17 protein-coding genes and 1 pseudogene are annotated in these 25,906 nt (G+C 75.1%); 9 read left to right on the top strand and 9 right to left on the bottom strand.

Annotated elements, in window-relative coordinates:
* Nucleotides 1–73: 73 nt before the first annotated feature.
* Nucleotides 74–772, top strand: coding sequence for a TetR/AcrR family transcriptional regulator (locus tag ADL22_RS26665; protein ID WP_066985010.1), 699 nt, complete (start codon nt 74–76; stop codon nt 770–772).
* 48 nt (nt 773–820) lie between these two features.
* Here the strand turns inward: ADL22_RS26665 and ADL22_RS26660 are convergent, their stop codons facing one another.
* The 3 genes from ADL22_RS26660 to ADL22_RS26650 all read right to left on the bottom strand — a co-directional run bounded on the left by ADL22_RS26660 (nt 821) and on the right by ADL22_RS26650 (nt 3,860).
* Nucleotides 821–1,894, bottom strand: a complete 1,074-nt coding sequence (locus ADL22_RS26660; protein ID WP_066985008.1) for an alpha/beta fold hydrolase — start codon at nt 1,892–1,894, stop codon at nt 821–823.
* Between the two features lie 387 nt (nt 1,895–2,281).
* A complete protein-coding gene (locus tag ADL22_RS26655) occupies nt 2,282–3,169 on the bottom strand; it encodes a DUF2268 domain-containing protein (protein WP_066984996.1) in 888 nt (295 codons plus the stop codon).
* 52 nt (nt 3,170–3,221) lie between these two features.
* Nucleotides 3,222–3,860, bottom strand: coding sequence for a TetR family transcriptional regulator (locus ADL22_RS26650; RefSeq protein WP_066984994.1), 639 nt, complete (start codon nt 3,858–3,860; stop codon nt 3,222–3,224).
* 104 nt (nt 3,861–3,964) lie between these two features.
* On the opposite strand from ADL22_RS26650, the gene ADL22_RS26645 reads away from it, so the two are divergent.
* Nucleotides 3,965–4,951, top strand: a complete 987-nt coding sequence (locus tag ADL22_RS26645; protein WP_066984992.1) for an oxidoreductase — start codon at nt 3,965–3,967, stop codon at nt 4,949–4,951.
* 103 nt (nt 4,952–5,054) lie between these two features.
* Here ADL22_RS26645 and ADL22_RS26640 read toward each other — a convergent pair whose 3' ends face one another.
* The gene (locus tag ADL22_RS26640) at nt 5,055–7,154 is read right to left on the bottom strand and encodes a glycosyltransferase family 2 protein (protein WP_079064451.1); all 2,100 of its coding nucleotides are present in this window, start codon (nt 7,152–7,154) and stop codon (nt 5,055–5,057) included.
* Nucleotides 7,155–7,368: 214 nt separating this feature from the next.
* On the opposite strand from ADL22_RS26640, the gene ADL22_RS26635 reads away from it, so the two are divergent.
* The 3 genes from ADL22_RS26635 (at nt 7,369) to ADL22_RS26625 (ending at nt 11,514) form a co-directional block, all read left to right on the top strand.
* Nucleotides 7,369–9,990, top strand: coding sequence for a YfhO family protein (locus ADL22_RS26635; RefSeq protein WP_066984989.1), 2,622 nt, complete (start codon nt 7,369–7,371; stop codon nt 9,988–9,990).
* A gap of 82 nt (nt 9,991–10,072) precedes the next feature.
* Nucleotides 10,073–11,065 (top strand): glycosyltransferase family 2 protein, encoded by a 993-nt coding sequence (locus ADL22_RS26630; protein ID WP_066984988.1) that lies wholly within the window; start codon nt 10,073–10,075, stop codon nt 11,063–11,065.
* On the top strand, nt 11,065–11,514 hold the full coding sequence (locus tag ADL22_RS26625; protein WP_066984987.1) for a GtrA family protein: 450 nt from the start codon (nt 11,065–11,067) through the stop codon (nt 11,512–11,514). Before ADL22_RS26630 ends, ADL22_RS26625 begins: the two co-directional genes overlap by 1 nt.
* Here ADL22_RS26625 and ADL22_RS26620 read toward each other — a convergent pair.
* Entirely contained in the window at nt 11,472–13,685 is a 2,214-nt protein-coding gene (locus ADL22_RS26620; protein ID WP_066984985.1) for a PIG-L family deacetylase, read from the bottom strand. The two genes, ADL22_RS26625 and ADL22_RS26620, sit on opposite strands and share 43 nt — an antisense overlap.
* A 318-nt stretch (nt 13,686–14,003) precedes the next feature.
* On the opposite strand from ADL22_RS26620, the gene ADL22_RS36735 reads away from it, so the two are divergent.
* Nucleotides 14,004–15,677 carry a serine/threonine-protein kinase gene (locus tag ADL22_RS36735; RefSeq protein WP_107116399.1) on the top strand — a complete coding sequence of 558 codons (1,674 nt, stop codon included), beginning with the start codon at nt 14,004–14,006 and terminating at the stop codon, nt 15,675–15,677.
* Nucleotides 15,678–15,809: 132 nt separating this feature from the next.
* On the opposite strand, the gene ADL22_RS26610 is transcribed toward ADL22_RS36735, so the two are convergent.
* On the bottom strand, nt 15,810–16,445 hold the full coding sequence (locus tag ADL22_RS26610; RefSeq protein ID WP_066984984.1) for a TetR/AcrR family transcriptional regulator: 636 nt from the start codon (nt 16,443–16,445) through the stop codon (nt 15,810–15,812).
* Nucleotides 16,446–16,648: 203 nt separating this feature from the next.
* On the opposite strand from ADL22_RS26610, the gene ADL22_RS26605 reads away from it, so the two are divergent.
* On the top strand, nt 16,649–17,596 hold the full coding sequence (locus ADL22_RS26605; protein ID WP_066984974.1) for an ABC transporter permease: 948 nt from the start codon (nt 16,649–16,651) through the stop codon (nt 17,594–17,596).
* 1 nt (nt 17,597) lies between these two features.
* Nucleotides 17,598–18,419: an ABC transporter ATP-binding protein gene (locus ADL22_RS26600; protein ID WP_079064449.1), complete on the top strand. Its 822-nt coding sequence runs from the start codon at nt 17,598–17,600 to the stop codon at nt 18,417–18,419.
* 239 nt (nt 18,420–18,658) lie between these two features.
* Here ADL22_RS26600 and ADL22_RS26595 read toward each other — a convergent pair whose 3' ends face one another.
* The 3 genes from ADL22_RS26595 to ADL22_RS26585 all read right to left on the bottom strand — a co-directional run bounded on the left by ADL22_RS26595 (nt 18,659) and on the right by ADL22_RS26585 (nt 25,308).
* Nucleotides 18,659–23,614 carry an NAD-glutamate dehydrogenase gene (locus tag ADL22_RS26595; protein ID WP_066984971.1) on the bottom strand — a complete coding sequence of 1,652 codons (4,956 nt, stop codon included), beginning with the start codon at nt 23,612–23,614 and terminating at the stop codon, nt 18,659–18,661.
* A gap of 421 nt (nt 23,615–24,035) precedes the next feature.
* Complete coding sequence (locus tag ADL22_RS26590; protein ID WP_079064448.1) at nt 24,036–24,698, bottom strand: HAD family hydrolase; 663 nt, start codon at nt 24,696–24,698, stop codon at nt 24,036–24,038.
* A gap of 103 nt (nt 24,699–24,801) precedes the next feature.
* On the bottom strand, nt 24,802–25,308 hold the full coding sequence (locus ADL22_RS26585; RefSeq protein WP_066984966.1) for a DUF6912 family protein: 507 nt from the start codon (nt 25,306–25,308) through the stop codon (nt 24,802–24,804).
* 279 nt (nt 25,309–25,587) lie between these two features.
* On the opposite strand from ADL22_RS26585, the pseudogene ADL22_RS36445 reads away from it, so the two are divergent.
* Nucleotides 25,588–25,906 (top strand): annotated as a pseudogene (locus tag ADL22_RS36445) (hypothetical protein); the annotation flags it as partial.

The raw sequence follows: 25,906 nt of genomic DNA, 5'->3' as shown, positions 1-25,906 counted from the left end.
CGCCGACGACCACCCCGCCACCCCCGAAAGCCCGTCCGGCGCCCCCGAAAGCCACTCCCCCGCCCCCGGCTTCATCGACCCCGCGCGGCTCTGGGCGGCGCCGGAGGCCGGCCGGCCCCGCCGCGGGCGCCGCCCGGCGTTCACCCGGGAGGCGATCACCGCGGCCGCCGTCGCACTCGCCGACGCGGAAGGGCTCGACGCGGTCACCATGCGTGCGGTCGCCGCCCGGGTCGGCGCCGGCGTGATGTCGCTCTACAGCTACGCCCCCGACAAGGAGACCCTGCTGGAGCTGATGACCGACCACGTCAGCGGGGAACTGCTGCCGCCCGGCCCGCTCACCGGCGACTGGCGCACCGACCTCAAGGCGATCGGCCACCGCCAGCGCGCCCTGATGCTCCGCCACCCCTGGCTGCCCGGCGCCCTCACCGCCCGCCGGACCCTCGGCCCGCACACCCTGGCCTTCCTGGAGCACGCCCTCACCGCGCTGCGCCCCCTCCCCCTGGACGGCGCCGCGAAACTGGAGATTTTCAGCCTTCTCACCGGCCTCGTGGCCACCCACGTCAGCCACGAACTCACCCGCGCCGCCGCCGCGGACTCCCCCGCCCGCGCCGCCGCCGAGGCCCGCTACCTCGCCGCCGTCGCCGCCGACGGCCACCACCCCGAACTCGCCCGCGCCCTGGCCGCCCCCGGCCGCCCCCTCACCCCCGAAGCCACCTTCACCCGCTTCCTGGAACGCCTGGTCGACGGCCTGGACACCCCGCCCCGGACCTGACCCCACCGCCCCGGCGGCTCAGGGGTCACCGCCCCGGAGGCCCAAGGGTCACCGCACCCCGCTCCGCCACGGCCGGACGAACTCGTGCAGCACCCGCCGCACCCCCGAGGCGAGCACCCGATCATTGACCGGCGTCCCAGCCTGATGCAGCAGATGATCGACACCCGGCAGCACCCGCAGACCGGGCCCAGTGGTCCGGGCGGCAGCGAGCCCCGCCATCAGCCCCGGCACCGTCCGGCACGGCACATTGGCATCCGCCGTCCCACAGGTGACGAGCGTACGAGTACGGGGCGCAACCCCGCGGGCCACCACCGCCGGATCAATCGCGTCATCACTCCGCACGAAGTCCCCATTGACCGGCCCGAACATCCCCTCCAGAAGCGCCGCGACCGAGGGCAGCAACCCCGCCGTATCCACCTCCCGCCCACCCCGGAAGGCCGCGATCGCCCGCGCCACCCCCCGCTTGTTCACTTCCCCCTCCTCCCGGCTGATCTGCCCCGCCCGCACCGCCCGGTCCAGCCCGTCCGCCACCTGAAACGCGATCATGTCCAGCAACCGCATGCCCTGCGGCGCGAGGAGCGCCAGCCCGGCCGGCTTCACCGCCACCGCGCGGTCGACCAGCAGCGCCTGCAGACCGCCCTCGCTGTGCCCGACCACGAGCATCGCCCGCGGATCGGCCTCCGGCTGCGCCCGCAGCACCTCGTACGCGGCCACCGCCTGCCGGGTGTACGCGGCCATGTCCGGAGCGGTGTGCCGTCCGCCCATCCCCGTCCGCCCGGTGCCGTACTTGTCGAACCGCAGGCTCATCACCCCGTCCGCCCCGAGCCCCTCCGCCACCAGCGCCAACGTATGCGGCGTGAACCCGGGCGGCTGGTCCCCGTTCCGATCGGTCGGCCCGCTACCCGGTATCAACAACGCCGCCGCAATCCTCCGCCCCACCCGGTGCGCAGGCACACGCACCGTCCCGTACGCCGTCACCCCATCAACGGTGAACCGCACCTCCCGCTCCACCCCCGGCACCACGCGGCCATCCCGCGAGTCCACCCCGACGTCCCGCGTCGCCGCGACCGCCCCACCCGCACCCCACACCGGCGCCACTCCCCCAACGACCACCGCCGCCATCGCCACCGCGAGCACCTTGCCCCGCCCCCGACGCCAACCCCAACGCATGCAATCTCCCTATGACTTGGCGGGGAGGCCGTCCACCGTTCCCCGACCCCGCCCCCATCCATTTGTTCTAGCCTTTATAGAACAACAACACGCCCCCGGGCTATGGAGAAAGCGCCCCGGGCGTGCCTGGCGCGCCGGCTTGGCCGAAGCCGCCTCGGGCGGATTTCCGGCCACTGCTGTCGGGTGGGTGGGCGCACGGTCAGGGGAGCCCGCCGATGCCCGGCTGGGCTCGTCCCCGTATGCCGTTGCCTCGTTGGGGAGACGTTCATGGCCGCGTACGCCTGCTGGTTGGAGTGACTGCCGGGCGTTGAGCGCCACTGCCCCTGCCGCGTAAAGCCGTTACGCCGTCGTAGGGATGCCCGCGTTGGTGAGGATTTCGCGGGCCGGAAGGGCGGTGCTGTGGGCGGCGGTGAGGCCGGTGGCGGTGAGGTGGGCGTCGGCGATGCGGAGGCCGGCGGCGTAGCCGGCGAAGTCCGGGAGGCCGACGGGCTCCTGGCCGGTGAGCCGGGCGGTGGCGTCGCCGAAGACGTACGGGGTGAGGTTGGCCATCCCGGCGACGTCGACGGCGGCGGCGATCTTCTCGTAGGCGGCGTCGAGGTCGGCGCCGGTGAGTGCCGTGGCCCACGGGCCCATGGCCTCTTCGCCGGCCAGTTCGCGGACGAACGCCTCGGCCAGCCCCTCGGAGATGACGTGTTCGCCGACCGTGACGGTCATCGGGTTCCAGACGACGTTGGCGTAGCGGACGTTGTGGTGGAGTTCGTGGGCGGCGGCGTGCGGGATCTTCCGGAGGCTGGTGGCGGTGGGCCACATGACCAGCACGATCGCGCCGGGGATGCCGCCGAAGCCCAGGTAGCCGGCGCTGCGGCGGACCAGGTGGTCGTCGTCGGGGTCGCCGAGGACGAGGGCGACGTGGACGGTCTCGGCGTGCTTGATGCCGGGCACGGCCGTACGGATGCGGTCCCAGGCGGTGGTGAGCGCGTCCTCGACGCGGCCCCAGACGTTCGCCTCCTCCATCTGCCGGAGGGCGGTCGGGAGGCGCGGGTCGTCGCGGTCGCGCAGGAGGCCGGTGCCGCTGCTGTACTGCTGGGCGAGGTCCAGGCCGGCGCCCGGGGGCATCATCCGCTGGAGCGGGGCGAGCATCTCGCGGAAGGAGTCGGGGCGTTCGGCGGGCGGGCGGCGGAGCAGGTCGGCCATCGCGGCCGCGGTGTCGTGGACAACGATCTTCATGGGGTTGGACGGTAGGGCCTCCTGTTGCGGGAGGGTCAAGCCGTCGGGCCTCTCAGGGGGCCGGCCCGGGCTCCGGCTCGTGCGCGTCCAGGGCCGGTGCGAGGACCGTGAAGGCGCGGTCGACCAGGGGGGCGGGCCGCTCGGTGCCGTCGCTGCCGCTCCAGCGGGCGAGGACGGTGTTGAAGGCGGTGAGGGCCATCCCGGCGGCCAGGTGGGGACGCAGGGCGGTGGCCGGGTCGAGGTCCAGGCGGCGGGCCAGTTCCGCGGTCAGGTCGTCGCGCCACTGGGCCTGGCGTTCCAGGAAGCGGGCGTGCAGCGCCGGGGTGCCCAGGATCAGCTGGACGACCCGCAGGGCGCGGTCGGCGTGGTCGCCGCGGTCGCCGCAGGGGGCGAGGGCGGCCGCGACGGCGTGCCGGAGCGCGGCGGAGGGCGGTTCGGCGGCCGGGCGGGCGGCCAGTTCCGCGCACATACCGGCGCCGAGGTCGGCCAGGAAGCGGACGACCACGTCCTCCTTGGACGCGAAGTAGCGGAAGAAGGTGCGCCGGGAGACGCCCGCGGTGGCGACGATCTCGTCGATGGTGACCGCGTCGTAGCCCTTCTGCGCCAGGAGTTGGAGCGCGGCGCCGGTCAGCTCGTCGGAGACGACTTGGCGTTTGCGCTGGGCCAGGGAGGCGGCGGGGCGGGTGGTCACCGGACCAGGGTACCGAGGGGGGAAGGGGGGATGGCACCGCGCGGCGGACGCGGCACTGATGGGCGGTATTGACACTGAGTGCCAAAGTGGGCAAGGTGTGCCGCATGACGCGTGATGAGCGGGGACAGCGGGAGCGGAAAGACCAGCGGGAGCCGGGGCCGGCGTGGAACGCCGAGCGGATGCCCGGGCTGCGGGGGCGGGTGTTCGTCGTGACGGGGGCCAGCAGCGGGCTCGGGCGGGAGACCGCGCGGGCGCTCGCCCGGCGGGGCGGGCACGTCGTCCTCGCGGTGCGCGACGAGGCCAAGGGGCGGCGGACGGCCGCCGAGATCACCGCCGGGCAGCCGGACGCCCGGCTGGAGGTGCGCCGGCTCGACCTCGCCGACCTGGACTCGGTACGCGCCTTCGCCGAGCGGCTGTGCGCCGACCACCCGCGGCTGGACGTCCTGGTCAACAACGCGGGCGTGATGGCCCCGCCGCGCACGCTGAGCGCGCAGGGCCACGAGCTGCAGTTCGCCTGCAACCACCTGGGGCACTTCGCGCTCACCGGGCTGCTGCTCGAGCGGCTGGCGGCCGGGCGCGACCCCCGGGTGGTGACGGTCAGCTCGGTCAACCACCGGAACCGGAACGCGCGGCTGCGCTTCGACGACCTCGACGGGGCGCGCGGCTACTCCCCGATGGGCTTCTACAACCGGTCGAAGTTCGCCAACGCCGTTTTCGGCCGGGAGCTCCACCGGCGGCTGACCGCGGCCGGCAGCCCGGTGCGCAGTGTGCTGGCGCACCCCGGCTACACCGCGACCGGGCTGCAGACCAACGGGACGGTGGGCCTGTGGCGGGTGGTGTTCGGGCGGATCGGCAATCCGCTGCTCGCCCAGCCGCCGGAGCGGGGCGCGCTGCCGCAGCTGTACGCGGCGACCGAACCGGGCGTGGCGGGCGGGGAGTTCATCGGGCCGGACGGGCCGGGGGAGCTGCGGGGCGCGCCGGTGCGGGTGCGGCTGGCGGACGCGGCGGCCGATCCGGGGACGGGGCGGCGGCTGTGGGAGGTGTCGGAGCGGCTGACGGGGGTGCGGTACGCGTTCCCGGCGGCGGTCTGAGGCGGCGGGGCGGCCGGACGGGCCGTGCGCCTCACCCCTGCCCCCGCCCCCACTCCTCGGCTCGTGCCCCGTCAGCCGCCCGGTTCCTCAGGGCCGCCGTCCCTCAGGGCCCGCCGTCTCCCGGCACCGTCAGCCGGAGTGTCCGGCGGCCGCCCCGGGTGCGGACCGGGAGTTCGCGGCGGAGGGTGCCGGCGGTGAGGCGGAGGGCGACCTGCCAGGTGCCCGGGGGGCCGCCGCGGAGGCGGGAGCAGGTGCGGTAGCGGTCGCCGGCGGCCCGTTCGACCGTCGTACGCAGGGCGACGGTGCGGGTGGCGTCGCGCAGGACGAGCTGGAGGGCGGCGTCGGCAGGGCAGCCGGGGAGGGTGAGGCGGGCGTCGACGGTGGCGCGGCCGGTGCGGGTGCGGGTGGCCTCGCCGTGCAGGTCGGTGCCGAGCGGGCGGCGGGCGCCGTCGTGGTCGAGGTCGAGGTGCAGATGGCCGTGCGGGGTGGAGAGGAAGAGGGCGGCGACGGTGGGGCCCTCGGGGCCGTGGCTGATGACCCGGGCGGTGGTGTCGGTGGCGGACGCGCCGCCCTCGGGGACGAGCCACGCCTCCCGGCGGAGGCCGGGCCGGGCCTCCCCGGGCCCCGCCGGGCCGCCGCCGTTTTCCTCCGTTCCGGCCGGCCCGGCGTCCCCGTACGCCGTGACCGCGATCTTCAGCCCCCACACGCCGTCCGCGAGCGGCCGGCCGGCGGCGGCCGCGGCCGGGTCGAGGGCGGCGTGCCAGCTGCCGTCGGGGGCGGTGTCGGCGGGGACGCGGAGGTGGGCGCCGGCGCGGTGCAGGACGAGTTCGGCGGTGGCGGGGCCGAGCGGGGGCAGGGCGGCGGTGCCGTGCAGGTGGAGGACGCCGCCGACCCACTCGACGCGGTCCAGGCGCTGGCGGACGGCGACCCGGTCGGTGAGGTCGTGGAGGCCGTCCGGCAGCGGGCGTAGCGGGACGTCCGGGCCGTCCGGCAGCGGGCGTACGGAGTCCTGGGGCCCGTCCGGCAGCGGCCGCACGGCGTCCTCGGGGCCGTCCGGCACCGCCCCCACCGGCGTGCGGAAGGTCGGATAGGCGGCGTACGCGCGGCCGTTCTCGACGCGGATCGGCACCGGGCCGGGCCCGGTATCGGCATGGACCACGGCGGCCAGTTCGGCGGCCAGACCGGTGCGGAGGCAGTGCGCCCGGAGGCGGAGGCGGGGCGGGAGGGCGGTGAGGACCCGGTCGGTGAGGTAGCGGTCGACCAGGGGCCGCGCGGCCTCGCGCATCGCGCGCCGGCCGGCCTCGTCGCGGGCGAGGTAGGGGGCCGCGAACGGCATGAGTATCTCGCCGTGGAAGTGGCGGACCATGAGCCGGTCGCGGTCCGGGCCGGGCGGCACCTCGTCCGCCAGGCCCGCCAGCACGGTGCCGATGTAGTCCAGGTAGTCGGGCCAGTCCACGTCCTGGCGGGAGGCGTTGCTGTCGTCGGGGCGGCCGTGGAGGTAGTAGCAGTCGTGGTCGGCGACGACGGAGACGGTGCCGGCGCGCAGCAGGGCGGCGATGCCGAACGGCAGGTCCTCGGCGAGCAGCCGGCCCTCCACGAACCGCAGCCGGTGCCGTTCCAGGAACGCGCGGCGGAAGAGCTTGTAGGCGGCCAGGGTCCAGTAGACGGGCGAGTCGAAGACCGAGACGCGGGGGCTGGTGGTGCGCAGGTCCACGGGGGCGCCGCGGCCGCCGGCGCCGACGATCCGGCCGTGGACGATGTCGGAGCCGTGCTCCTCGGCCATCGCCACCATGCGCTCCAGGGCCTCGGGGCCCAGGTGGTCGTCGGAGTCGAGGAAGAAGACGTAGTCGCCGGTGGCGCGGTCCAGGCCGACGTTGCGGGGCTTGCCGGCGCCGCCGGAGGGGGGCTGGTGGACGACGGTGAGCCGGGGGTGCTCGGCGGCGGCCGCGTCGAGCCAGGCGGCGCTGCCGTCGGTGGAGCCGTCGTCCACCGCGATGATCTCGATCCGGTCCGGGTCGAGCGTCTGGGTGAAGACCGAGCCGAGGCTGCGGTCGAGGTAGCGGCGGGTGTTGTGGACGGGCACGATCACGGTGACGGCCGGACCGGGACCGTCCGGGCGGCCCGGCGCGGCGGCGCGGTCGGATGAGCGATCGCGCCGTTCGGCGTGGCCGGCGTCGGTGGCGCCGGCGGCGTTCTCGGACACGGGAAGCGCGGCCTCCGTTCCTTCCCTGCGGGTCCCCGCCCTACCCCGCCCCCTCCGGGGTAAAACGGATCATCAAGGCATTGAGCAATCAAGGCCCCAAGTCGTCATAACAAGCCACATTCATCCACGCCACATCCATCCACCTCGTCAAGCCATCTAACTCGGTCGTCGCGCCCCGTGCGCGGGCTGCTGCGCCGACCCGGGAGGAGCGACGGTGAGCCCGACACCTTCCGCACCGCAAGAGGGCGTACGGGCCCGGGAGGTTGCCCGCCCCCGGGCGCGGGCCGGCGGCGGCGCGCCCGCGGGCCGGCCGTGGCGGGCGGCGGCGGCCCCCGGGCTCGCGGCGCTGCTGTCCATGGGCGCGTACTGCCTGGCGCTGGCGGCGTACGGCAGCTATCCGCTCGGGCCCCGCTCCCGTGCCGTGAACGACCTGGGCAACCAGTTCGTTCCCTTCCACGCCCGGCTGTGGGACCTGCTGCACGGGACGGCGCGCGGGGACCTGTTCTTCAACTGGGGCAGCGGCTACGGCGTCCCGTTCCTGCCGGATTTCGTCACGTATCTGATGAATCCGCTGTCGTGGCTGGTGGAGCTGTTCCCCCGGGAGCTGGTGGATCTGCCGGTGTTCCTGGTGACGCTGGGGTGCGTCGGGCTCGGGGCGGCGGCGATGACCGTCCTGCTGGGGCGGCTGCGGCCGGGCCCGGGGGTGCCGCGGGCGCTGCTGGCGGTGGGCTACGGGCTGTGCGCCTGGGTGCTGCACGACGGGTACGCCGACCCGATGTGGATGTGGGGGCTGGTCTCGCTGCCGCTGCTGGGGATCGCCGCGGACTGGTGCCTGCGGCGGGTGCGCTGGGTGGCCGGGACGCTGCTGGTGGCGCTGGCCTGGGCCGGGAACTTCTACACCGCGGCGATGGCCACCCTGGCCACCGGGCTGGTGCTGGCGGTGCGGCTGCTGACCGAGGACGCCGGGCCGGCCGGCGCGCGGCTGCGGGCGGCCGGGCGGGCGGCGGGCATGGCGGCCGCCGGGATCGCGCTGGCCGCGCCGGTGCTGACGGTGACGTTCGCGGCGAGCCGGGCCGCGCAGCCGCCGCCGGAGGCGGTGTACCGGGGCGCGCCGCCGCCGCTGGACATGCTGGCGCAGCTGCTGCCGGGCGGCTACGCGGGCGTGCCGGCGCCCCGGATCGCCATCGGGGTGCTGGGGCTGCTGCTGGTGGCCGCGTTCCCGTTCGTCCGGGCGGTACCGGGCCGGGTGCGGGCCGGGTGGGCGGTGCTGGCGGTGGGGGTGGCGGTGTCGTTCGGGTGGCGGCCGGCGATCCTGGTGTGGCACGGGCTGGCGCTGCCCAACGGGAGCCCGTTCCGGGCCGCGTTCGTGCTCAGCGGGGTGCTGGTGATGATGGCGTGGCTGGCGCTGGCGCACCGGCCGCGGCGGCGCGAGCTGGCGGCCGGCGCGGGGCTGGTCGCGGTGGTGCTGTGGTGCTGCCGGGACCGGGCGGCGGTGGGCCCGGCGACGTGGGTGGTGGCGGCCGGCGGCGGCGCGGTGGCGCTGGCCGCGCTGCTGGCCCTGGCGGGCGGCGGGGTGCGGCCCCGGGTGCGGGCGGCGGCCACCGGGGCGCTGGTCTGCGCGGTCACGGCGGGCGCGGCGTACACGGCGTACACGGTGACGGCCGTACGGGACGCCATCCCGTGGTTCCGGCCGAAGCTGACGCTGACCCAGGGGGCGCTGGCCACCCGGCGGGGGCTGCTGGCGCGCGACGACTGGCCGCGCTCCCGTACGGACCCGGGCCCGCACGAGTTCGCCGACAACGATCCGCTGCTGCTCGGCGGCGAGGGCGGCGCGTACTACAGCAGCTATGTGCCGGCGGCGACCGCGCGGGCGCTGCGCGGGCTGGGCGCCGGCTGGTACATCCGGGGCCGGCACACGCTGAGCTTCGAGGACCCGGTGGGCCGGGCGCTGATGGCGGTGAGCAGTTCGCAGCTGACGCCGCCGGGCGGGGGCCCGCGCGGCCGGTACACCGTCGCCCGGGGCCCGGCGGCGCCCCTGCTGGCAGTGCGGCGCGGCCCGCTGCCGGCGCCCGGCCCGGACACCGTCTTCGCCCGCCAGGAGCGGGTGCTGGGCGCCCGCCTCTACGAGGTGCCGCGGCTGGTGCCCGCAGGCGGCCCGGCCCCGGCGCGGGCCCCGGGCGGCTGGCTGCTGCCGGCCGCCCCCGGTGCCGCCCCGCCCGGCGCGGCGGCCCCCGCCGGGACGGTCTTCACCGCGCGCTGCACCCCGGGCGGGCAGGTGCTGGTGTACGTGCCGTGGTTCGCGGGCGAGGTCGCCGGGCCGGGGACGGGCTGGCGGGCGGTGGGCCGGTGGGACACCACCGCCAATCCGCTGCGGCGGCTGGGGACCGTCCCGGCGGACGGGGTGGTGCGGGTGCGGTTCGCCGGGCCGGGCCTGCCGTACGTGCCGGAGCGGGCGGTGGGCTGCCTGCCGCCGGGCCGGCTCGCGGCGGCGGTGCGGGCGGTGGAGGGGCCGGTGCGGCTGACCGCGGGCGGCCACGGGCTGGCCGCGCGGCTGCGGCCGGGGCGGGCCGGGACGACGGTGCTCACGCTGCCGGCGGTGCCCGGGTGGGGCTGTTCGGTGGACGGCGGGCCGGCCCGGCCGCCGCGGGCGTTCGAGGGGCTGGCGGCCGTGCCGCTGCCCGCCGGGGCGGCCCGGCTGGAGTGCGCGTACACGCCGCCGGGGCTGGCCGCGGGGCTGGCGGCGAGCGGGGCCGGGGCGCTGGCCGCGGGCGCGGTGGCGGGCGTCGGAGCGGTGCGCCGGAGGCAGCGGTTCACTCCCGAGCCACCGCCCGAATAGTGCGCTTTGCCCCGATTCGTACAATGGCCTTTCAGGGGGCGCCGTTTCGGCCGCCCCCTGTCCCCGGCGAAAAGGCCCGCCCATGAAGCTCTCCATCGTCGTGCCCTGCTACAACGAAGAAGCCGTCATAGGCCGTTTCGACGACCAGCTGCGCGCCGTCCTGGACCGCCTCGCGGTCGAGTACGAGCTGTGCTACGTGGACGACGGCAGCCGCGACGGGACCCTCCCCCGGCTGCGCGCCCTCGCCCAGCAGCACCGCTCCACCACCCGCTACCTCTCCTTCAGCCGCAACTTCGGCAAGGAGGCGGCGATGCTGGCCGGGCTCCGGGCCGCCACCGGCGACGCGGTCATCCTCATGGACGCCGACCTCCAGCACCCGCCCGGCCTGGTCGAGAAGATGCTCGACCTCTACCAGCTCGGCCACGACCAGGTCATCGCCCGGCGCAGCCGGGACGGCGACCGGCGGCTGCGCACCGCCCTCAGCCGCCTGTACTACCGCGCCGTCAACACCTGGATCGACGTCGAACTCGTCGACGGCGCGGGCGACTTCCGGCTGCTGTCCCGCAAGGCGGTGGACGCGCTGCTCGCGCTGCCGGAGTACAACCGCTTCTCCAAGGGCCTGTTCTCCTGGATCGGCTTCGACACCGTCACCTTCGACTACCGCAACGCCGCCCGCGAGGCCGGCGAGACCAAGTGGCGCTTCGGCTCGCTCGTCAACTACGGCATCGACGGGATGATCTCGTTCAACTGCCGCCCGCTGCGCGCCGCCATCTACGCCGGGCTGAGCCTGGCCACGCTCGCCGCGCTGTACGCCTGCTGGGTCATCGGCGCGGCCGTCGCCGGCGGGGTCACCGCGCCCGGCTACGTCACGCTGGTGGCCATCATCGCGGGCCTGGGCGGTCTGCAGATGGTGATGCTCGGGCTGATCGGCGAGTACATCGGGCGGATCTACTACGAGACCAAGCGGCGGCCGCACTTCCTGGTCAAGGAGTCCGACGGCGCCGCGCCCGCCCCCGCGCCGGCGCACGCCTCCGCCCCGCCCGGCACCGCCGCGGCCGCCCCGCGGTCCCGCTGATGCGCGGTCCGGCCGCGGCGGTCCCCTGGGGCCAGGTGGCCCGCTTCACGCTCGTCGGCGTCGTCAACACCGCCGTCTTCTACGCCTGTTACCTGCCGCTGCACCGGGCGCTGCCGTACTTCGCGGCGTACTCGGCGGCGTTCGCGGTCAGCCTGACCGGCTCGTTCTTCCTGAACACCTACTTCACCTACCGCACCCGCCCCAGCTGGCGGAAGTTCCTGCTCTTCCCGCTGACCCAGGCCACCAACTACGCGGTGCAGAGCGCCGGGCTGGTGGCGCTGGTGAGCTGGCTGGGGATGGACAGCAGGGCCGCGCCGCTGGCCGCTGCGCTGCTGGCGCTGCCGGTCACCTTCGCGGTCTCCCGGCGGATCCTGCGGCCCCCGGCCCGCCGCACCGGGCCGGCCGCTCAGCCGGGCGCGCCGCCGGAGCGCTCCGGCGAGGCGGCCTGAACCCGCCAGCCCCGGAACGGCGCGGTCTGCCCGGCCCGCTGCTGCCGGGCCGCGTAGAGCCGGCCGTCGTTGCCGAGCGCCACCAGCACCGCCCGGCCGGCCGCGTCGGCCGCCACCCCGGCCGCCGCCGAATGCGCCAGCCGGCAGCGCTGCCACGGCTTGGGCGCGGTCTGCGCCATCGCCACCCGGACGTCCCCGGCGTCGTCCCGGGCGGCCAGCACCATCCGGTCGCCGCCGGCCGCCGCCAGCGCCACCCGCCCGTAGCCGCCGGCCCGTTCGCACTGCGCGGTCACCCGCCAGCCGCCGATGGCCCGCTGCCGCTCGGCGATCAGCACCCGGGCGGTGTCCGCCTGCCGGTAGGCGATCCGCACCAGGCCGCCCGGCAGCGGCACCACGCTGACCGGTCCGGCCGGCTCCGGCAGCCCGGTGGCCGCGCCCGGCCGCGGCACCTCCCCCGGCTCCTTGGACACCCAGTGCTGCACGGTGTGGGCGCTCGGCGCCACCAGGTGGAGCAGCCCCCCGTCGTCCACACAGGCGTCGATCCCGTCGACGACCTGCGGGGACGCCTTCAGCGTGCCGACGCCGGCCGGGCCCTCCAGCCGGTCCCACGGCGTCCACTCCCCGCCGCGCGCCCGGCTGCGGTGGCCGATCCCGCCGTCCCAGGCGCGGGCGAAGACGTGCACCGTGCCGTCCGGGGCCGCCACCGCGGCCGGGAAGCCGGTCTCCAGGGACCGGACCGGCTCCGGGTCCGGTGTGCCCAGCGACTCCCACTCCCCGAAGACCGGCACCCCGTCCCGCCGGACCGCGGTCTGCGCCGCGGTGACCAGCTCCCGGCAGTGGTCGGTGTCCGGCCCCGGCAGCACCGTCCGCGAGGCGAACAGCCGGAACGCGCCGTCCGGCAGCCGCACCGCGTGCAGCTGCCCCTCCAGCATCTGCCCGCCGGCCCGCGCCGGGGCGCCGAACCGCCCGCTGCCCGGCGCGGTCTCCGCCCAGCAGTACGCCGCCCCGCCCAGCACCGCGAACGCCACCAGCCGCCCGTCCCGGGCCGGGCGCACCCAGGCGTTGGAGCCGGGGGCGCGCAGCCGGGTGGAGCGGGTCCAGTTGCGCGGACTGCCGTTGAGGGCCGAGCCGCCGACCTTGCGGTCGCCGCAGCCCGCCGGATCGCCGCAGCGCCGGTGGTCGGCCCAGCCGTAGACGTCGAGCGTGCCGGCCTTGCGGCGGGCGGCGGCCAGGTCCAGGTCGTTGGGGAGGGCGCCCATCTCGTAGCCGAGGTAGCTCTCCACGATGGCCGGGGCCGGCCGGCCGCTCCCCCAGTAGCGGGCCAGCGCGGCCTGGGTGAAGTGGGCGGAGGCGGTGTGGTCCTGGTGGTCGTAGTAGCGCAGACCGGCCAGCCGGGGGTCGGGGGCCGGCGGCGGGTCCTTGGGGGAGTGCACGGCGTTGGGGTCCAGGGTGCGGACGACGGTGGGCCGCACCCAGTCCAGCAGCGCGGCCAGGGTCTCGGTGACCTGGTCGCGGGTGTAGCGGAACTCCCGCTGGACGGGGCTGCCCTCGGGCCGCAGCGTGGGCAGCGTGTCCGCCGCGCCCAGCCACAGGCCGCGCAGGCTGGTGGCGCGCGGCAGGGAGACCGCGCGGGCCTCGACCAGCTCCAGGAAGACCAGCTGGTGCTGGGGCGCGGCGCGCAGCGTCTGCACCTCCACCTGGAAGCCGCGCAGCACACTGCGGGCCTCGGCGTCCCAGACGCCGCCGGGGTCGCCGGTGGCCATCCGGGCGTGCGCGGCGAGCAGCCCGTTGACCCGGGCCCGGGCGAACGCGGACCGGTCGGCGACCACCCTGCTGTGCCGGGCGGTGCCGCGCGGCGCGTTCCGGCCGTCGGACTCGCCGCCGGTCAGGCACACCGTGACGGTCCGGGCGCCGCTGCGGATGGCCTGCTCCAGATTCGGGTTCATGAAGAACAGCCCGTCGTCCGGATGCGCGATGACGTGCAGGAACACCTGGTCGTCCGGCTCCTCGGCGGACTCCTGCTCGCGGGCCGGCGGGGCCGGGCGGGTGGTGTCCGGGGAGAGCCAGGCCCACACCCCGGCGCCCGCGGTGGCCGCGAGAACGGCGCCGCCGGTGGCCTGGAGCAGCCGGCGGCGGGCGAGCGACGGTCCTGAGGGTCCTGACCCGGGCACCTCCCCAGTATTTGCGGGCGGCCCCCGTACCGCGCGCCCGAAATGCCGTAAGGCCCCCATATCGTGACGGTGCGCCACCCGGCCCGCCGGGGCCGTCCCCGGGTGCCCGGCCCGCTCCCGGGGACGGACTGCCGTGCGCCGCCCCCGAGTTGGACCCGGCCGAGCCGCCCTCCCGTACAGCCGTGCGGATACCATCCCCCGGCAGGTTTCGATCGGGGGAGGCTCCACATCAGTACGCACGACGCCCACGGCCCCGGCGGCTCCCGGGACGGCGGGGCGGAGGTCTTCCGCCCGCTGCGCGCCGACGACCCGCGGGAGGTGGCCGGATACCGCCTGCTGGCCCGGCTCGGCGAGGGCGGGATGGGGTCGGTGTACCTCACCCGCACCCGGGGCAACCAGCCCGCCGCCCTGAAGGTCATCCGCCGCGAGTTCGGCCGGGACCCGGACTTCCGCGCCCGCTTCGCACAGGAGGTGCGGGCCGCCCGCCGCGTGCAGGGCTACCACATCGTGCCGGTGCTCGACCACGACACCGGCGGCGAACTCCCCTGGCTGGCCACCGCGTTCATCCCCGGCCTGCCGCTGGACGAGGCGCTGCGGGACGGTCCGCTGCCGCTGCCCGCGGTGTTCCGGCTGGTCGGCGCGGCGGCCGGCGCGCTCGCCTCGGTGCACGCCGCCGGCATCGTCCACCGGGACCTCAAGCCCAGCAACATCCTGCTCGGCCCGCAGGGGCCCTACGTCATCGACTTCGGCATCGCCCGCGCCGCCGACGCCACCCAGCTCACCCGCAGCGGCGGTTTCATCGGCACCCCGCAGTACATGTCCCCCGAGCACGCCGCCGGCGAGCAGGTCACCCCGGCCGCCGACGTCTTCTCGCTGGGCCTGATCGCCGCGGTCGCGGCCACCGGCCGCCACCCGTACGGGGACGGCGCCGCGATCACCGTCGCGGCCCGGATCGCCAACACCGCCGATCGGGCCCCGGACCTGTCCGGCTACCCGGACGCGCTGCGGCCGCTGCTCACCCGCTGCCTGGCCGCCGACCCCGGGGAGCGGCCCACCCCGGCAGAGGTGGCCGAGGCGTGCCAGGAGGCGTCCGGGCACGGGCCGGGCGACTTCGACGGCTGGCTGCCGGAGGCCCTGGCCACCGAGATCGCCCGCCGCGAGCGCGCCGCCCGGCAGCTGCCGGAACCGCCCCCGGCCGCCGCCCCGCCGCCGCCCGGCCACCCGCCGACCGAGGTCCCGCCCGGTTACACCCCCACCCAGGGAGCCGGCCCCCACCAGGCCACGACCCGTACCGGTACCGTTCCGCCACCGCCCGGCGGGCCGCACGCGATGCCGACCGCCGGGGCCGGCGCGCCGCCGCCCGCTCCCGGCCGGACCGGCGGGCGCGCGCGGCGGGTGGTGCTCGGCGCGGTCGCGCTGGTCGCGGTGGCCGCCGCCACCTGGACGGTGGCCCGCGCCGGCGGTTCCGGGGACTCCGGCGGCACCGCCGGGCACGGGCCCACCGGCGCCGCCTCCGCCGCCGGGCACAAGAAGGACGGCGCCGCGCCCGCCACGCCCGGCGACGGGGACGCCGGCTACCAGGTCGTCTTCAAGGACCGCCCGTTCGCCCTGCGCTCCCCCACCGGGGCCGGCACCACCTACGCCGACCTCGACGTCCCCCGGACGGAGACCCGCGTCCAGATAGACGACTCCCCCTACGAGATCCAGTACATCGGCGTCTCCGGCATCGGCCTGGAGTTCAAGACCCCGATGGGCCGCAGCACCGGCCGCACCGCCCGCGCCTGCCAGGAGGGCGCCCAGGCCGACGTCCTCCCCGAGCAGGTCCGCCGCGAGGACCTGAACAAGGGCCGGACGATCCACGTCGGCTCCCTGCTGTGCACGCGGACCACCGACGGGGACCTCGCCCTGATGGAGATCACCGGCATGACCCCGAACGCGGAGACCGGCATGCCGGACTTCGCCACCAAGGTGACGCTCTGGAAGAAGGCGTAGCCACCGGGCGGGGGCCCGGCGCCTGGTAGCGCGCAGGCCCCGGGACCTCGACAGCCGCCGCGCCCGGCGTACGGCGCTCACCCGGCGGCCGTACGCTCCCGCCCGCAGCCGTACGCCCCCGCCCCCCGCGCGCTACTCCGCGCCCAGCGCCGCCGCCACCGACCCCGCCAGCGCGTCGAGGTAGCCCGCGGGCACCTCGTCGCGTACGACCAGCAGCCGCCAGTACAGCGGCCCGGTCAGCAGGTCCAGCGCCAGCCGCGAGTCCACGTCCGCGGGCAGTTCCCCGCGCTCCACCGCGCGCGCCACCACCGCGGCCGCCACGCCCTCCTGGCTGTCGTGCAGCGCGGCCTTCAGCGCCGCGGCCAGCTCCGGGCTGCGCGCCGCCTCGGCCAGCAGGTCCGGGATGATCTGCGAGGCCATCGGGTGCCGCAGCGCCCGGGCCGCGACCTCCAGCAGCATCCGCACATCGCCGCGCAGCGTCCCGGTGTCGGGGGCCGGGAGCCCGGCCGCGGCGACCGCCGAGACCACGTCCAGGACCAGGTGCAGTTTGGAGCGCCAGCGGCGATAGACGGCGGTCTTGCCGACCCCGGCCCGCCGCGCGATGCCCTCGATGGACATCCGCGCGAAACCGACCGCGGCCAGCTCCTCGAAGACCGCCGCGCGGATCGCCGCGGTCTTGTCCTCCCGCAGCACGGCGGCGCCGGCCGGGGCCCGCCGCCCCCCGGACGCCGGGCGGCCGCGCCCGCTCTCGTTGCCGTCGTGTGCCATGCCGCGATCCTAGCGGTACGTCGCAACGGTTGCGTTCCGACGTCGATCGCTCTACTGTCTCGACGACACGACGATACGGACCCGTTCCGTCGTCACCGCCGACCGCGCGGCCAAAGCACCACCGACCGCACCGGCGACACCCCCGTACGAAAGCGACCCCACCCGCCCCACCTCCCCCACCCGACAGCGAAAGCGAACGCCGCATGCCCCAGACCCTCGCGCCCCCGGCCCCCGCCCCCGACCCGGCGACCGCCCGGCCGCCCGGCTCCGGCACCGCACCCGACCCGGAGCTGCGCGCCCTCGCCGAACGCCACGGCCTCACGGTGAGCGGCGCCCGCCCCTCGCTGCCCGAATACACCCGGCAGCTGTGGCGGCGCCGGCACTTCATCGCCTCGTTCGCCACCGCCAAGCTCACCGCGATGTACACCACCGCCAAGCTCGGCCAGCTCTGGCAGGTGATCACCCCGCTGCTCAACGCCGGCGTCTACTACTTGATCTTCGGCGTGCTGATCGGCACCCGCCGGGGCGTTCCGGACTACATCCCGTACCTGGTCACCGGCGTCTTCGTCTTCACCTTCCTGCAGAACTCCGTGATGGCCGGCACCCGGGCCATCTCCGGCAGCCTCGGCCTGGTGCGGGCGCTGCACTTCCCGCGCGCCTGCCTGCCGATCTCGTTCTGCCTGGCGCAGCTCCAGCAGTTGCTGTACTCCATGGGCGTCCTGATGGTCATCCTGCTCGCCTTCGGCCAGGTGCCCACCTGGTCCTGGCTGCTGGTGGTGCCCGCCCTGACGCTGCAGTTCGTCTTCAACACCGGCCTGGCGATGATCATGGCCCGGCTCGGCGCCCGGACCCCGGACCTGGCGCAGCTGATGCCGTTCATCATGCGGACCTGGATGTACGCGTCCGGCGTGATGTTCAGCATCAGCGTGATCACCCAGGGCAAGCACCTGCCGAAGATCGTCCTGATGCTGCTGAACGGCAACCCCGCCGCGGTCTACATCGACCTGATGCGCTTCGCCCTGATCGACAGCTTCACCCGGCACCAACTGCCGCCGCACGTCTGGGCGTTCGCGGCCGGCTGGGCCCTGCTGGCCGGAATCGCCGGCTACCTCTACTTCTGGAAGGCCGAGGAGCGCTACGGACGTGGCTGACATGACCCGCACGACTCACGCAACCGACACGACCGAGGTGGCCGGCACGGCTGAGGCAGCCGCCGCCCCCGTCCCCACCGTCATCGCCGACGACCTCCACATCGTCTACCGCGTCTACGGCACCGGCGCCGGCAAGGGCAGCGCCACCGCGGCCCTCAACCGCATCCTCCGCCGCGGCCCGGCCACCGGCGTCCGCGAGGTGCACGCCGTCAAGGGCGTCACCTTCACCGCCCACCGCGGCGAGTCCATCGGCCTGATCGGCTCCAACGGCTCCGGCAAGTCCACCCTGCTCCAGGCCATCGCCGGCCTGCTGCCCGCCGAGCGCGGCCGGGTCTACACCCACGGCCAGCCGTCCCTGCTGGGCGTCAACGCGGCCCTGATGAACGACCTGACCGGCGAGAAGAACGTCCTGCTCGGCGGCCTGGCCATGGGCATGAGCCGCGAACAGGTCCGCTCCCGCTACGACGGCATCGTCGACTTCTCCGGCATCAACGAGAAGGGCGACTTCATCTCCCTGCCGATGCGCACGTATTCATCCGGTATGGCGGCCCGGCTGCGCTTCTCCATCGCCGCCGCCAAGGACCACGACGTCCTCCTCATCGACGAGGCGCTGGCCACCGGCGACCGCCGCTTCCAGAAGCGCTCCGAGGCCCGCATCCGCGAACTCCGCGAGGAAGCCGGCACCGTCTTCCTCGTCAGCCACAACAACAACTCCATCCGCGACACCTGCGACCGAGTCCTCTGGCTCGAACGAGGCACCCTCCGCATGGACGGCCCCACCGAAGAAGTCCTCGCAGCCTACGAAGCCTTCACCCACAGCTGACCAATCCCAGCCCGTCCGGCGCTTGAGGCCAAAACCAAGCCCGTCCGGCGCTTGAGGACAAATTCAAGCCCGTCCGGCGCTTGAGGACGAGCGCAGCGATACCCCGCCCGCACGGGCCCACCACCGCACCCCACCGGGCCCCGGCCCGCGCCAGCGCAACGCACAAGCGCCGGACAGGCCCAAAGCCCGCCCGGCGCTTGAGGGCAAAAGGGCAGGCGCCCCAGGCGCCGCCCCCGGCCTCAGCTATGCGTACGCAGCAGCGTCCGCATAGTCCGCATGGCGACGGAAAGGTTCGCCAGATCGAACCCCTCCGACCCGTGGATCTCCTCCAGCGTCGCCCGCGCCCGCGTCAGAATCGCCGCGTTCGCGTCCTCCCAGGCCGCGAACCGCTCCCCCGGCGACGCCGCCCCGTCCCCCATCGCCAGCACATCCGACGTGAGCGCCGCGTGCGCCGCGAAGAGGTCCTCGCGGATCGAGGCCCGGGCCATCGACTGCCAGCGGTCGTTCCGCGGCAGCTCCAGGATCCGGTCCAGCAGCTGGTTGATCCGCAGCCGGTCGCCGAGGTCGTAGTAGACCTCCGCGACGGCCAGCGGCTCCTTGCCCGTACGGTCGGCGATGGCGACGATGTCCAGCGCCGGGAAGGCCGACGAGAAGCCGGACACCTGGACCGCCAGCGGCTCCGGCACCCCGGCGTCGGTCAGCTCCTCCAGGATCGTCTGGTACCACTCCAGGTCGCTGCCCTGCAGCAGCTTCGGCAGCTCGGCCCAGACCTGCGCCACCCGCTCCGCGAAGAAGTCGATGGTGCCGGACAGCTCCAGCGGCTGCGGGCGGTTGTTGAGCAGCCAGCGGGTGCCGCGCTCGACCAGCCGCCGCGAGTGCAGCCGGATCCGGGTCTGGACGTCGGCGGCCACGGTGTTGTCGAGCGCCTCGACGTCGTCCCAGACCTGGTTGAGCCGGAAGATCGCGCGGGCCGCGGTGTGCGCCCGGACGACCTCCTCCAGGGACGCCCCGGTCTCCTCCCGCATCCGGTGCAGGAAGCTCGTCCCGCCGGTGTTGACGGTGTCGTTGACCAGCACCGTGGTGACGATCTCGCGGCGCAGCGCGTGCCCGTCGACCTGCTCGGTGAAGTTCTCCCGCAGCTGGGTGGGGAAGTAGGCGTGCAGGAGGTGCTGGAGGTAGGCGTCGTCCGGCAGGCCGGTGCCGATCAGCTCGTCGGCCACCGTGATCTTGGTGTAGGCGAGCAGGACCGCGGTCTCCGGCTGGGTCAGCCCGCGCCCGGCGCTCAGCCGCTCGCGGATCTGCCGGTCGCTGGGCAGGAATTCCAGCGCCCGGTCCAGATGCCCGTCGCGCACCAGGCGGCGCATGAAGCGCTGCTGGGCGTGGAGCATGCTGGAGGACTGCGCGAGGGCCAGGGCCAGCGCGGTGTTCTGCGCGTAGTTGTTGCGCAGCACCAGCGAGCCGACCTCGTCGGTCATCTCCGCCAGGAGCTTGTTGCGCTGCTTGACCGTCATGTCGCCGTCCGCGACGACGGAGTTCAGCAGGATCTTGATGTTGACCTCGTGGTCGGAGGTGTCCACACCGGCGCTGTTGTCGATCGCGTCGGTGTTGATCCGCCCGCCGGCCATGGCGAACTCGATCCGGCCCAGCTGCGTCAGGCCGAGGTTGCCGCCCTCGCCGACGACCTTGACCCGCAGGTCCTCGCCGTTGACGCGGATCGCGTCGTTGGACTTGTCGCCGACGTCGGCGTGCGACTCGGCCGACGCCTTGACGTACGTGCCGATGCCGCCGTTCCACAGCAGGTCCACCGGGGCCTTGAGGATGGCCTGCATCAGCTCGGCCGGGGTCATCTTCTTGACGCCGGACTCGATGCCGAGGGCGGCCCGCACCTGGGCGTTGATCGGGATGGACTTGGCCGACCGCGGGTGGATGCCGCCGCCCTGCGACAGCAGCGCGGTGTCGTAGTCCGCCCACGAGGAGCGCGGCAGCTCGAACAGCCGGCGGCGCTCGGCGTACGAGGTCGCCGCGTCCGGCTTGGGGTCGAGGAAGATGTGCCGGTGGTCGAAGGCGGCCACCAGCCGGATGTGCTCGCTGAGCAGCATGCCGTTGCCGAACACGTCACCGGACATGTCGCCGACGCCGACGACGGTGAAGTCCTGCGTCTGGGTGTCGTGGCCCAGCTCGCGGAAGTGCCGCTTGACCGACTCCCAGGCGCCGCGGGCGGTGATGCCCATGCCCTTGTGGTCGTAGCCGGCGCTGCCGCCGGAGGCGAACGCGTCGCCCAGCCAGAAGCCGTACGACTCGGCGACCTCGTTGGCGATGTCGGAGAACGTCGCGGTGCCCTTGTCGGCGGCGACGACGAGGTAGGTGTCGTCGCCGTCGTGCCGGACCACGTCCCGGGGCGGGACGACCTCGCCGCCGACGAGGTTGTCGGTGATGTCCAGCAGACCGGAGATGAAGGTCTTGTAGCAGGCGATGCCCTCGGCCAGCCACGCGTCGCGGTCCTGCGCCGGGTCCGGCAGCCGCTTGCCGACGAAGCCGCCCTTGGCGCCGACCGGCACGATGACGGTGTTCTTCACCATCTGCGCCTTGACCAGGCCGAGGATCTCGGTGCGGAAGTCCTCCCGCCGGTCCGACCAGCGCAGACCGCCGCGCGCGACCTTGCCGAACCGCAGGTGGACGCCCTCGACGCGGGGCGAGTACACCCAGATCTCGTACGCCGGGCGGGGCGCCGGCAGGTCGGGGATGGCCTGCGGGTCCAGCTTGATCGACAGGTAGGAGTGCGGGCGGCCCTCGCTGTCGCGCTGGTAGTGGTTGGTGCGCAGGGTCGCCTTGATGACGGTGAGGAAGGCGCGCAGGATGCGGTCCTCGTCCAGCGAGGCGACCTGGTCCAGGGCGCCGTCCAGCTCCTCCAGCAGCCCGTCGGTCAGCTCCCGGCCGGCGCTCTGCCGCTCCGGCGACATCCGCGCCTCGAAGAGCGAGACCAGCAGCCGGGTGGTGTGGACGTTGTTGGAGAGGGTGTCCTCCATGTACGTCTGGCTGAACGTCGAACCGGCCTGGCGGAGGTACTTGGCGTAGGCCCGCAGCACCATCGCCTGGCGCCAGTCGAGCCCGGCGCACAGCACCAGCTTGTTGAAGTTGTCGCTCTCGGCGGCGCCCGTCCACACGGCGGTGAACGCGTCCTGGAAGCGCTCGCGGGCGTCGTCGCCCGAGATGTGCTCGGGGATCCGCAGACCGAAGTCGTAGATCCAGGCGACCGTGCCGTCGGTGCGGCGCAGCTCGTGCGGGCGCTCGTCGATGACCTCGACGCCCAGGCGGTTCAGGCCCGGCAGCACCTTGGACAGGGAGACCGGCTCGCCCTGGCTGTAGATCTTGAAGCGGCGCTCGCCGGGGCCGGCGTTGACCGGCTCGTAGAGGCTGACCGAGAAGTCCCGGCCGGGCTCCTGGGCGACCTTCTCCAGGTGGGTGAGGTCGGCGACGGCGGCGCGCGGGCTGTTGTCGGCCTTGTAGCCCTCGGGGAAGGCGTGGGCGTAGCGGCGCAGCAGCTCGGCGGCGCGCTCCTCGCCGGCCTCGGCGGTCAGCGCCTCGGCGAAGCCGTCGGCCCAGGAGCGGGCGGCCTCCACCAGGCGGGCCTCGATGCGGTCCACGTCCGCGTCGGTCAGCTCCGGCAGCCGGGTGCCGGGCTCGACGCGGATGAGGAAGTGCAGCCGGGAGAGCACCGACTCGGTGTTCCAGGCCGTGAAGTCGACGCTGGTGCCGCCCAGCTCCTCCTTGAGGATGTCGATCAGCCGCAGCCGGACGGCGGTGGTGTAGCGGTCCCGGGGGAGGTAGACGAGGGCGGAGTAGTAGCGGCCGTACTCGTCCTGGCGGAGGTAGAGCCGCAGCCGCCGGCGCTCCTGGAGGTAGAGCACGCTGGTGGCGATGGACCGCAGCTGGTCGACCGGGGTCTGGAACAGCTCGTCGCGCGGGTAGGTCTCCAGGATCTGGAGGAGGTCGCGGCCGTCGTGGCTGTGCGGGGTGAAGCCGGCGCCGTCGAGGACCTCGGCGACCTTGCGGCGGATCACCGGCACCCGGCGCACCGACTCGGTGTACGCGGCCGACGAGAACAGGCCCAGGAAGCGCCGCTCGCCGGTGACGTTGCCGTCCTTGTCGAACTTCTTCACCCCGACGTAGTCGAGGTAGGAGGGGCGGTGGACGGTGGCGCGGCTGTTGGCCTTGGTGAGGATGAGCAGCTTGGGCTCGCGGGCCTTGGCGCGGGCGTCGGCGGGGAGGCGGTTGAAGGACGGCGAGACGGGGTGGCCGGCGTCGCTCTCGCGGTGCGGCGGGTCGGAGCGCAGGATGCCGAGGCCCGTACCGGGCACGGCGGTCAGGACGTCCTCCTCGGTGCCGTCCTCGCCGGGCGCGGAGGCCAGCTCGTACTCGCGGTAGCCGAGGAAGGTGAAGTGGTCGTCGGAGAGCCAGCGCAGCAGCTCCCGGGCCTCCTCGGTGTCCTCGGGGCGGATCGCGTCGGCGATCGGCTCGCCGGGCAGCTCCTCGGCGATGCGCAGCGCGGTGGAGCGCATCTTGTCCCAGTCCTCGACGGACTCGCGGACGTCGGAGAGCACCCGCAGCAGATCGGCGGTGATCTGCTTGAGGTCGTCCTTGTCGGTCTCCCGGTCGATCTCGACGTGGATCCAGGACTCGATGGCCGCGTCGTGCGGCAGCTCGGCGGTGCGGGCGCGGCCGGGGCCGTGCACCTCGCCGTTGGCGTCGAGGACCTCGATGAGCTTGCCGGTGACGTCCCGGCGGACGGTCAGCTGCGGGTGGATCACGACGTGGATGCCGCGGCCCTGCCGGGACAGCTCGTTGGTGACCGAGTCGACCAGGAACGGCATGTCGTCGGTGACCACCTCGACGACGGAGTGGCTGCAGGTCCAGCCGTTCTCCTCGACGGTCGGGGTGTGCACGCGCACATTCGCGGTGCCCTGGGGCCGGGTCTCGGCCAGGCGGAAGTGGGAGAGCGCGGCGCCGAAGACGTCGACCGGGTCGCGGTCGGTGAGGTCCTCGGGGGCGGTGTGCAGGTAGTAGCGCTGGAGGTATCCCGTGAGGGTGTCCGGGTCGAGCCCGCGTACCGGGGCGCACCCGGCGGGGCTGCTCTCACCTACCCGTGCGGCCCTCGCGAGCAGCTCGTTCTTGGCTTCGTCCAGCTTGGTCTGCATGTCCTCTGGCTCCTGTCGCGCGCCGTTGCGTGACGTCGTGGAAAAACGTGGGTAGGGCTGGGAAAGCCGCACAACGCCACCGCGACGCGGGGTGTCCTGTCGCTGTCGACGCTATGCCGCGATGGGGGGAGGCCGTGCCGTCGTCGACGATTCTTGACGAAGTCGACATGGATTGGCGGCCGCAACGATCAGCTCTCGCCCGGTCACGGTCGTGCCCCGGGCGCTCGGCGGGGGCCTTGCCGCCCCCGCGGACTATCGCGCTGATCACGCTGCAAGGCTATCGCTCCCGGAACGTGCCCCGTTATGCGCCGTCCACGTAAAACCACACCCTTAACTTAGACCTTCTGGACAAGGAGTGTCCGGGGTGGCGTACGTGCGGCAAGCGCCGGCCGCGACCTCACGGGGCGGCCGGGCCGTCCGCTCAGGCGGCCAGCTCCTCCGCGACCTGCACGGCCTCGGCGAGGCTGTCCACCACCGGCGCCCCGGTGGCCGCCAGGCTGCCGCGGCTGTGCGAACCGCCCGTGTAGAGCACCGCGTGGGCGCCCGCGTCCCGCGCCGCCACCGCGTCGTCCACGGCGTCCCCGATCACCACCGTACGCCCCGGGTCCACGCGCTCCAGGGCCGCCAGGTGGCGCGCCATGTGGGCGCTCTTGGACCCGCCGGGCGGACCGGTGCGGCCCTCGACCCGGACGAACCGCGCGGCGATCCCCAGGCCGCGGACCAGGGGTATCAGCTCGTCGTGGCCGAACAGGCTGAGGATCGACTGGCTCCGCCCGGCCGCCTGCCAGGTCTCCAGCAGCGCCTCCGCGCCGTCGGCGAGCCCGCATCCGGCGCGGCGCTCGGTGTAGTGCCGCTGGAAGGCGGCGTCCATGACCAGCCACTCGGCCTCGGTCGGCCGCCGGCCCATCAGCCGCTCGTAGAACAGCGGTACGGGGACGCGGTACAGCTCCCGATAGCGGTCCAGGGTGAGGGCGGGCAGGCCGATCTCGGCGAAGGCGGCGTTGGTCGCCGCCAGGACGGCGTCGGTGTCGTGGAACAGTGTCCCGTTCCAATCCCACACGATATGTGCGGCGGGCTTCCTCATACCGTCCCCCCGGTCCTTCCCCCGAGCGTCTGCCATGGAGGAAACCGTACCCGGCGCCACTGACAACGCCGCCGGAGCGGGCGCGGAACCGCCTCGCGGGCCGTCACTCCAGCAACTGCGGGATCTCCTGCACCGCGAACCACATCAGGTCGTGGTCCTCGGCGCCGTCCACCGTGAACTGCGCGTCGTCGTCGCCGAGGTCCGCCGCGCCCAGCGCCGCCGCGGCCGCCGCCACGTCCTGGGCCGCGTCCGGGGAGTCCACGTGCACCGCCGCCGCCTTCGACAGCGGCACCGGTCCGGCGACCCGCACCTCGCCCAGCGCCGACTGATCCAGGCCCCGGTCGGGGTCGGCCGCCGCGTCGCGGTCGGGGACGTCCAGCGCCACCACGACCCGCCGCCGGGGCACCGAGGGGTGGCCGGCCAGCAGCCGCAGCGACGCCTGCGCCGCGCGGTTCAGCGCCGCGTACTCCAGCTCCTCGATGTCGTCCGAGACGTACCACTCGCGCAGCGCGGGGGTGACGGCGTACGCGCGCAGCGGGCCGGTGCCCAGCTCGCCGCTCCGGTGCGCGTCGGCGAGCCCGGAAAGCGTCAGGGGGACGTAGACACGCATGGCAGCCGCTCTCGCTAGATCCAGAACAATGCCCCGCCAGCATACGGCCGGGCGTCCCCCTTCGTGCCGCGGCCGCGGCGCCCGCCCCGCCGGCCGCCGGGACCGCCGCCGGCCCGGCCTCGCGGCGTGATCCCGGGCCGCCGCCACGGACGGGTGAAAATCGCCCGCCGCCCCGCGGAGGGCCCCGCGCCTTGCCGCCGCCGCGGCCCGCCGCCAAGATCCTCGACCACAAGCTACCGCCCGGTAACGACGCCGGGCCCGGCACGAGGGGGCACCGCGATGACCGACACCACCAGCGCGCACACCGCGCCCACCGACGCCCCGGCGGACCCCCGCCCGGCCCCGGCGCAGCCCGGCCCGGGGGTACCGGCCGGGACCGCTCCGACCGCTCCGGCCTCCGCCGGGGCCGCCGCGACCACCCCGACCGTCCCCCGGCCGCGCCGCGCCGGCCGCCGCCCCACCAGCGGGCCCGCCGGACGCGGGCCGTCCGGTCCCGCCGGGCGCGGTCCTGCCGGACGCGGCCCGTCCGGTCCCGCCGGGCGCGGTCCTGCCGGACGCGGCCCGTCCGGTCCCGCCCACCGCGCCCCGGCCGGCACCC

This window comes from Streptomyces sp. NRRL F-4489, assembly GCF_001509485.1.
Lineage (GTDB): Bacteria > Actinomycetota > Actinomycetes > Streptomycetales > Streptomycetaceae > Streptomyces.
Note: the sequence above shows the minus strand (reverse complement) of the source record. Positions and strands in the feature narration are given on the sequence as shown.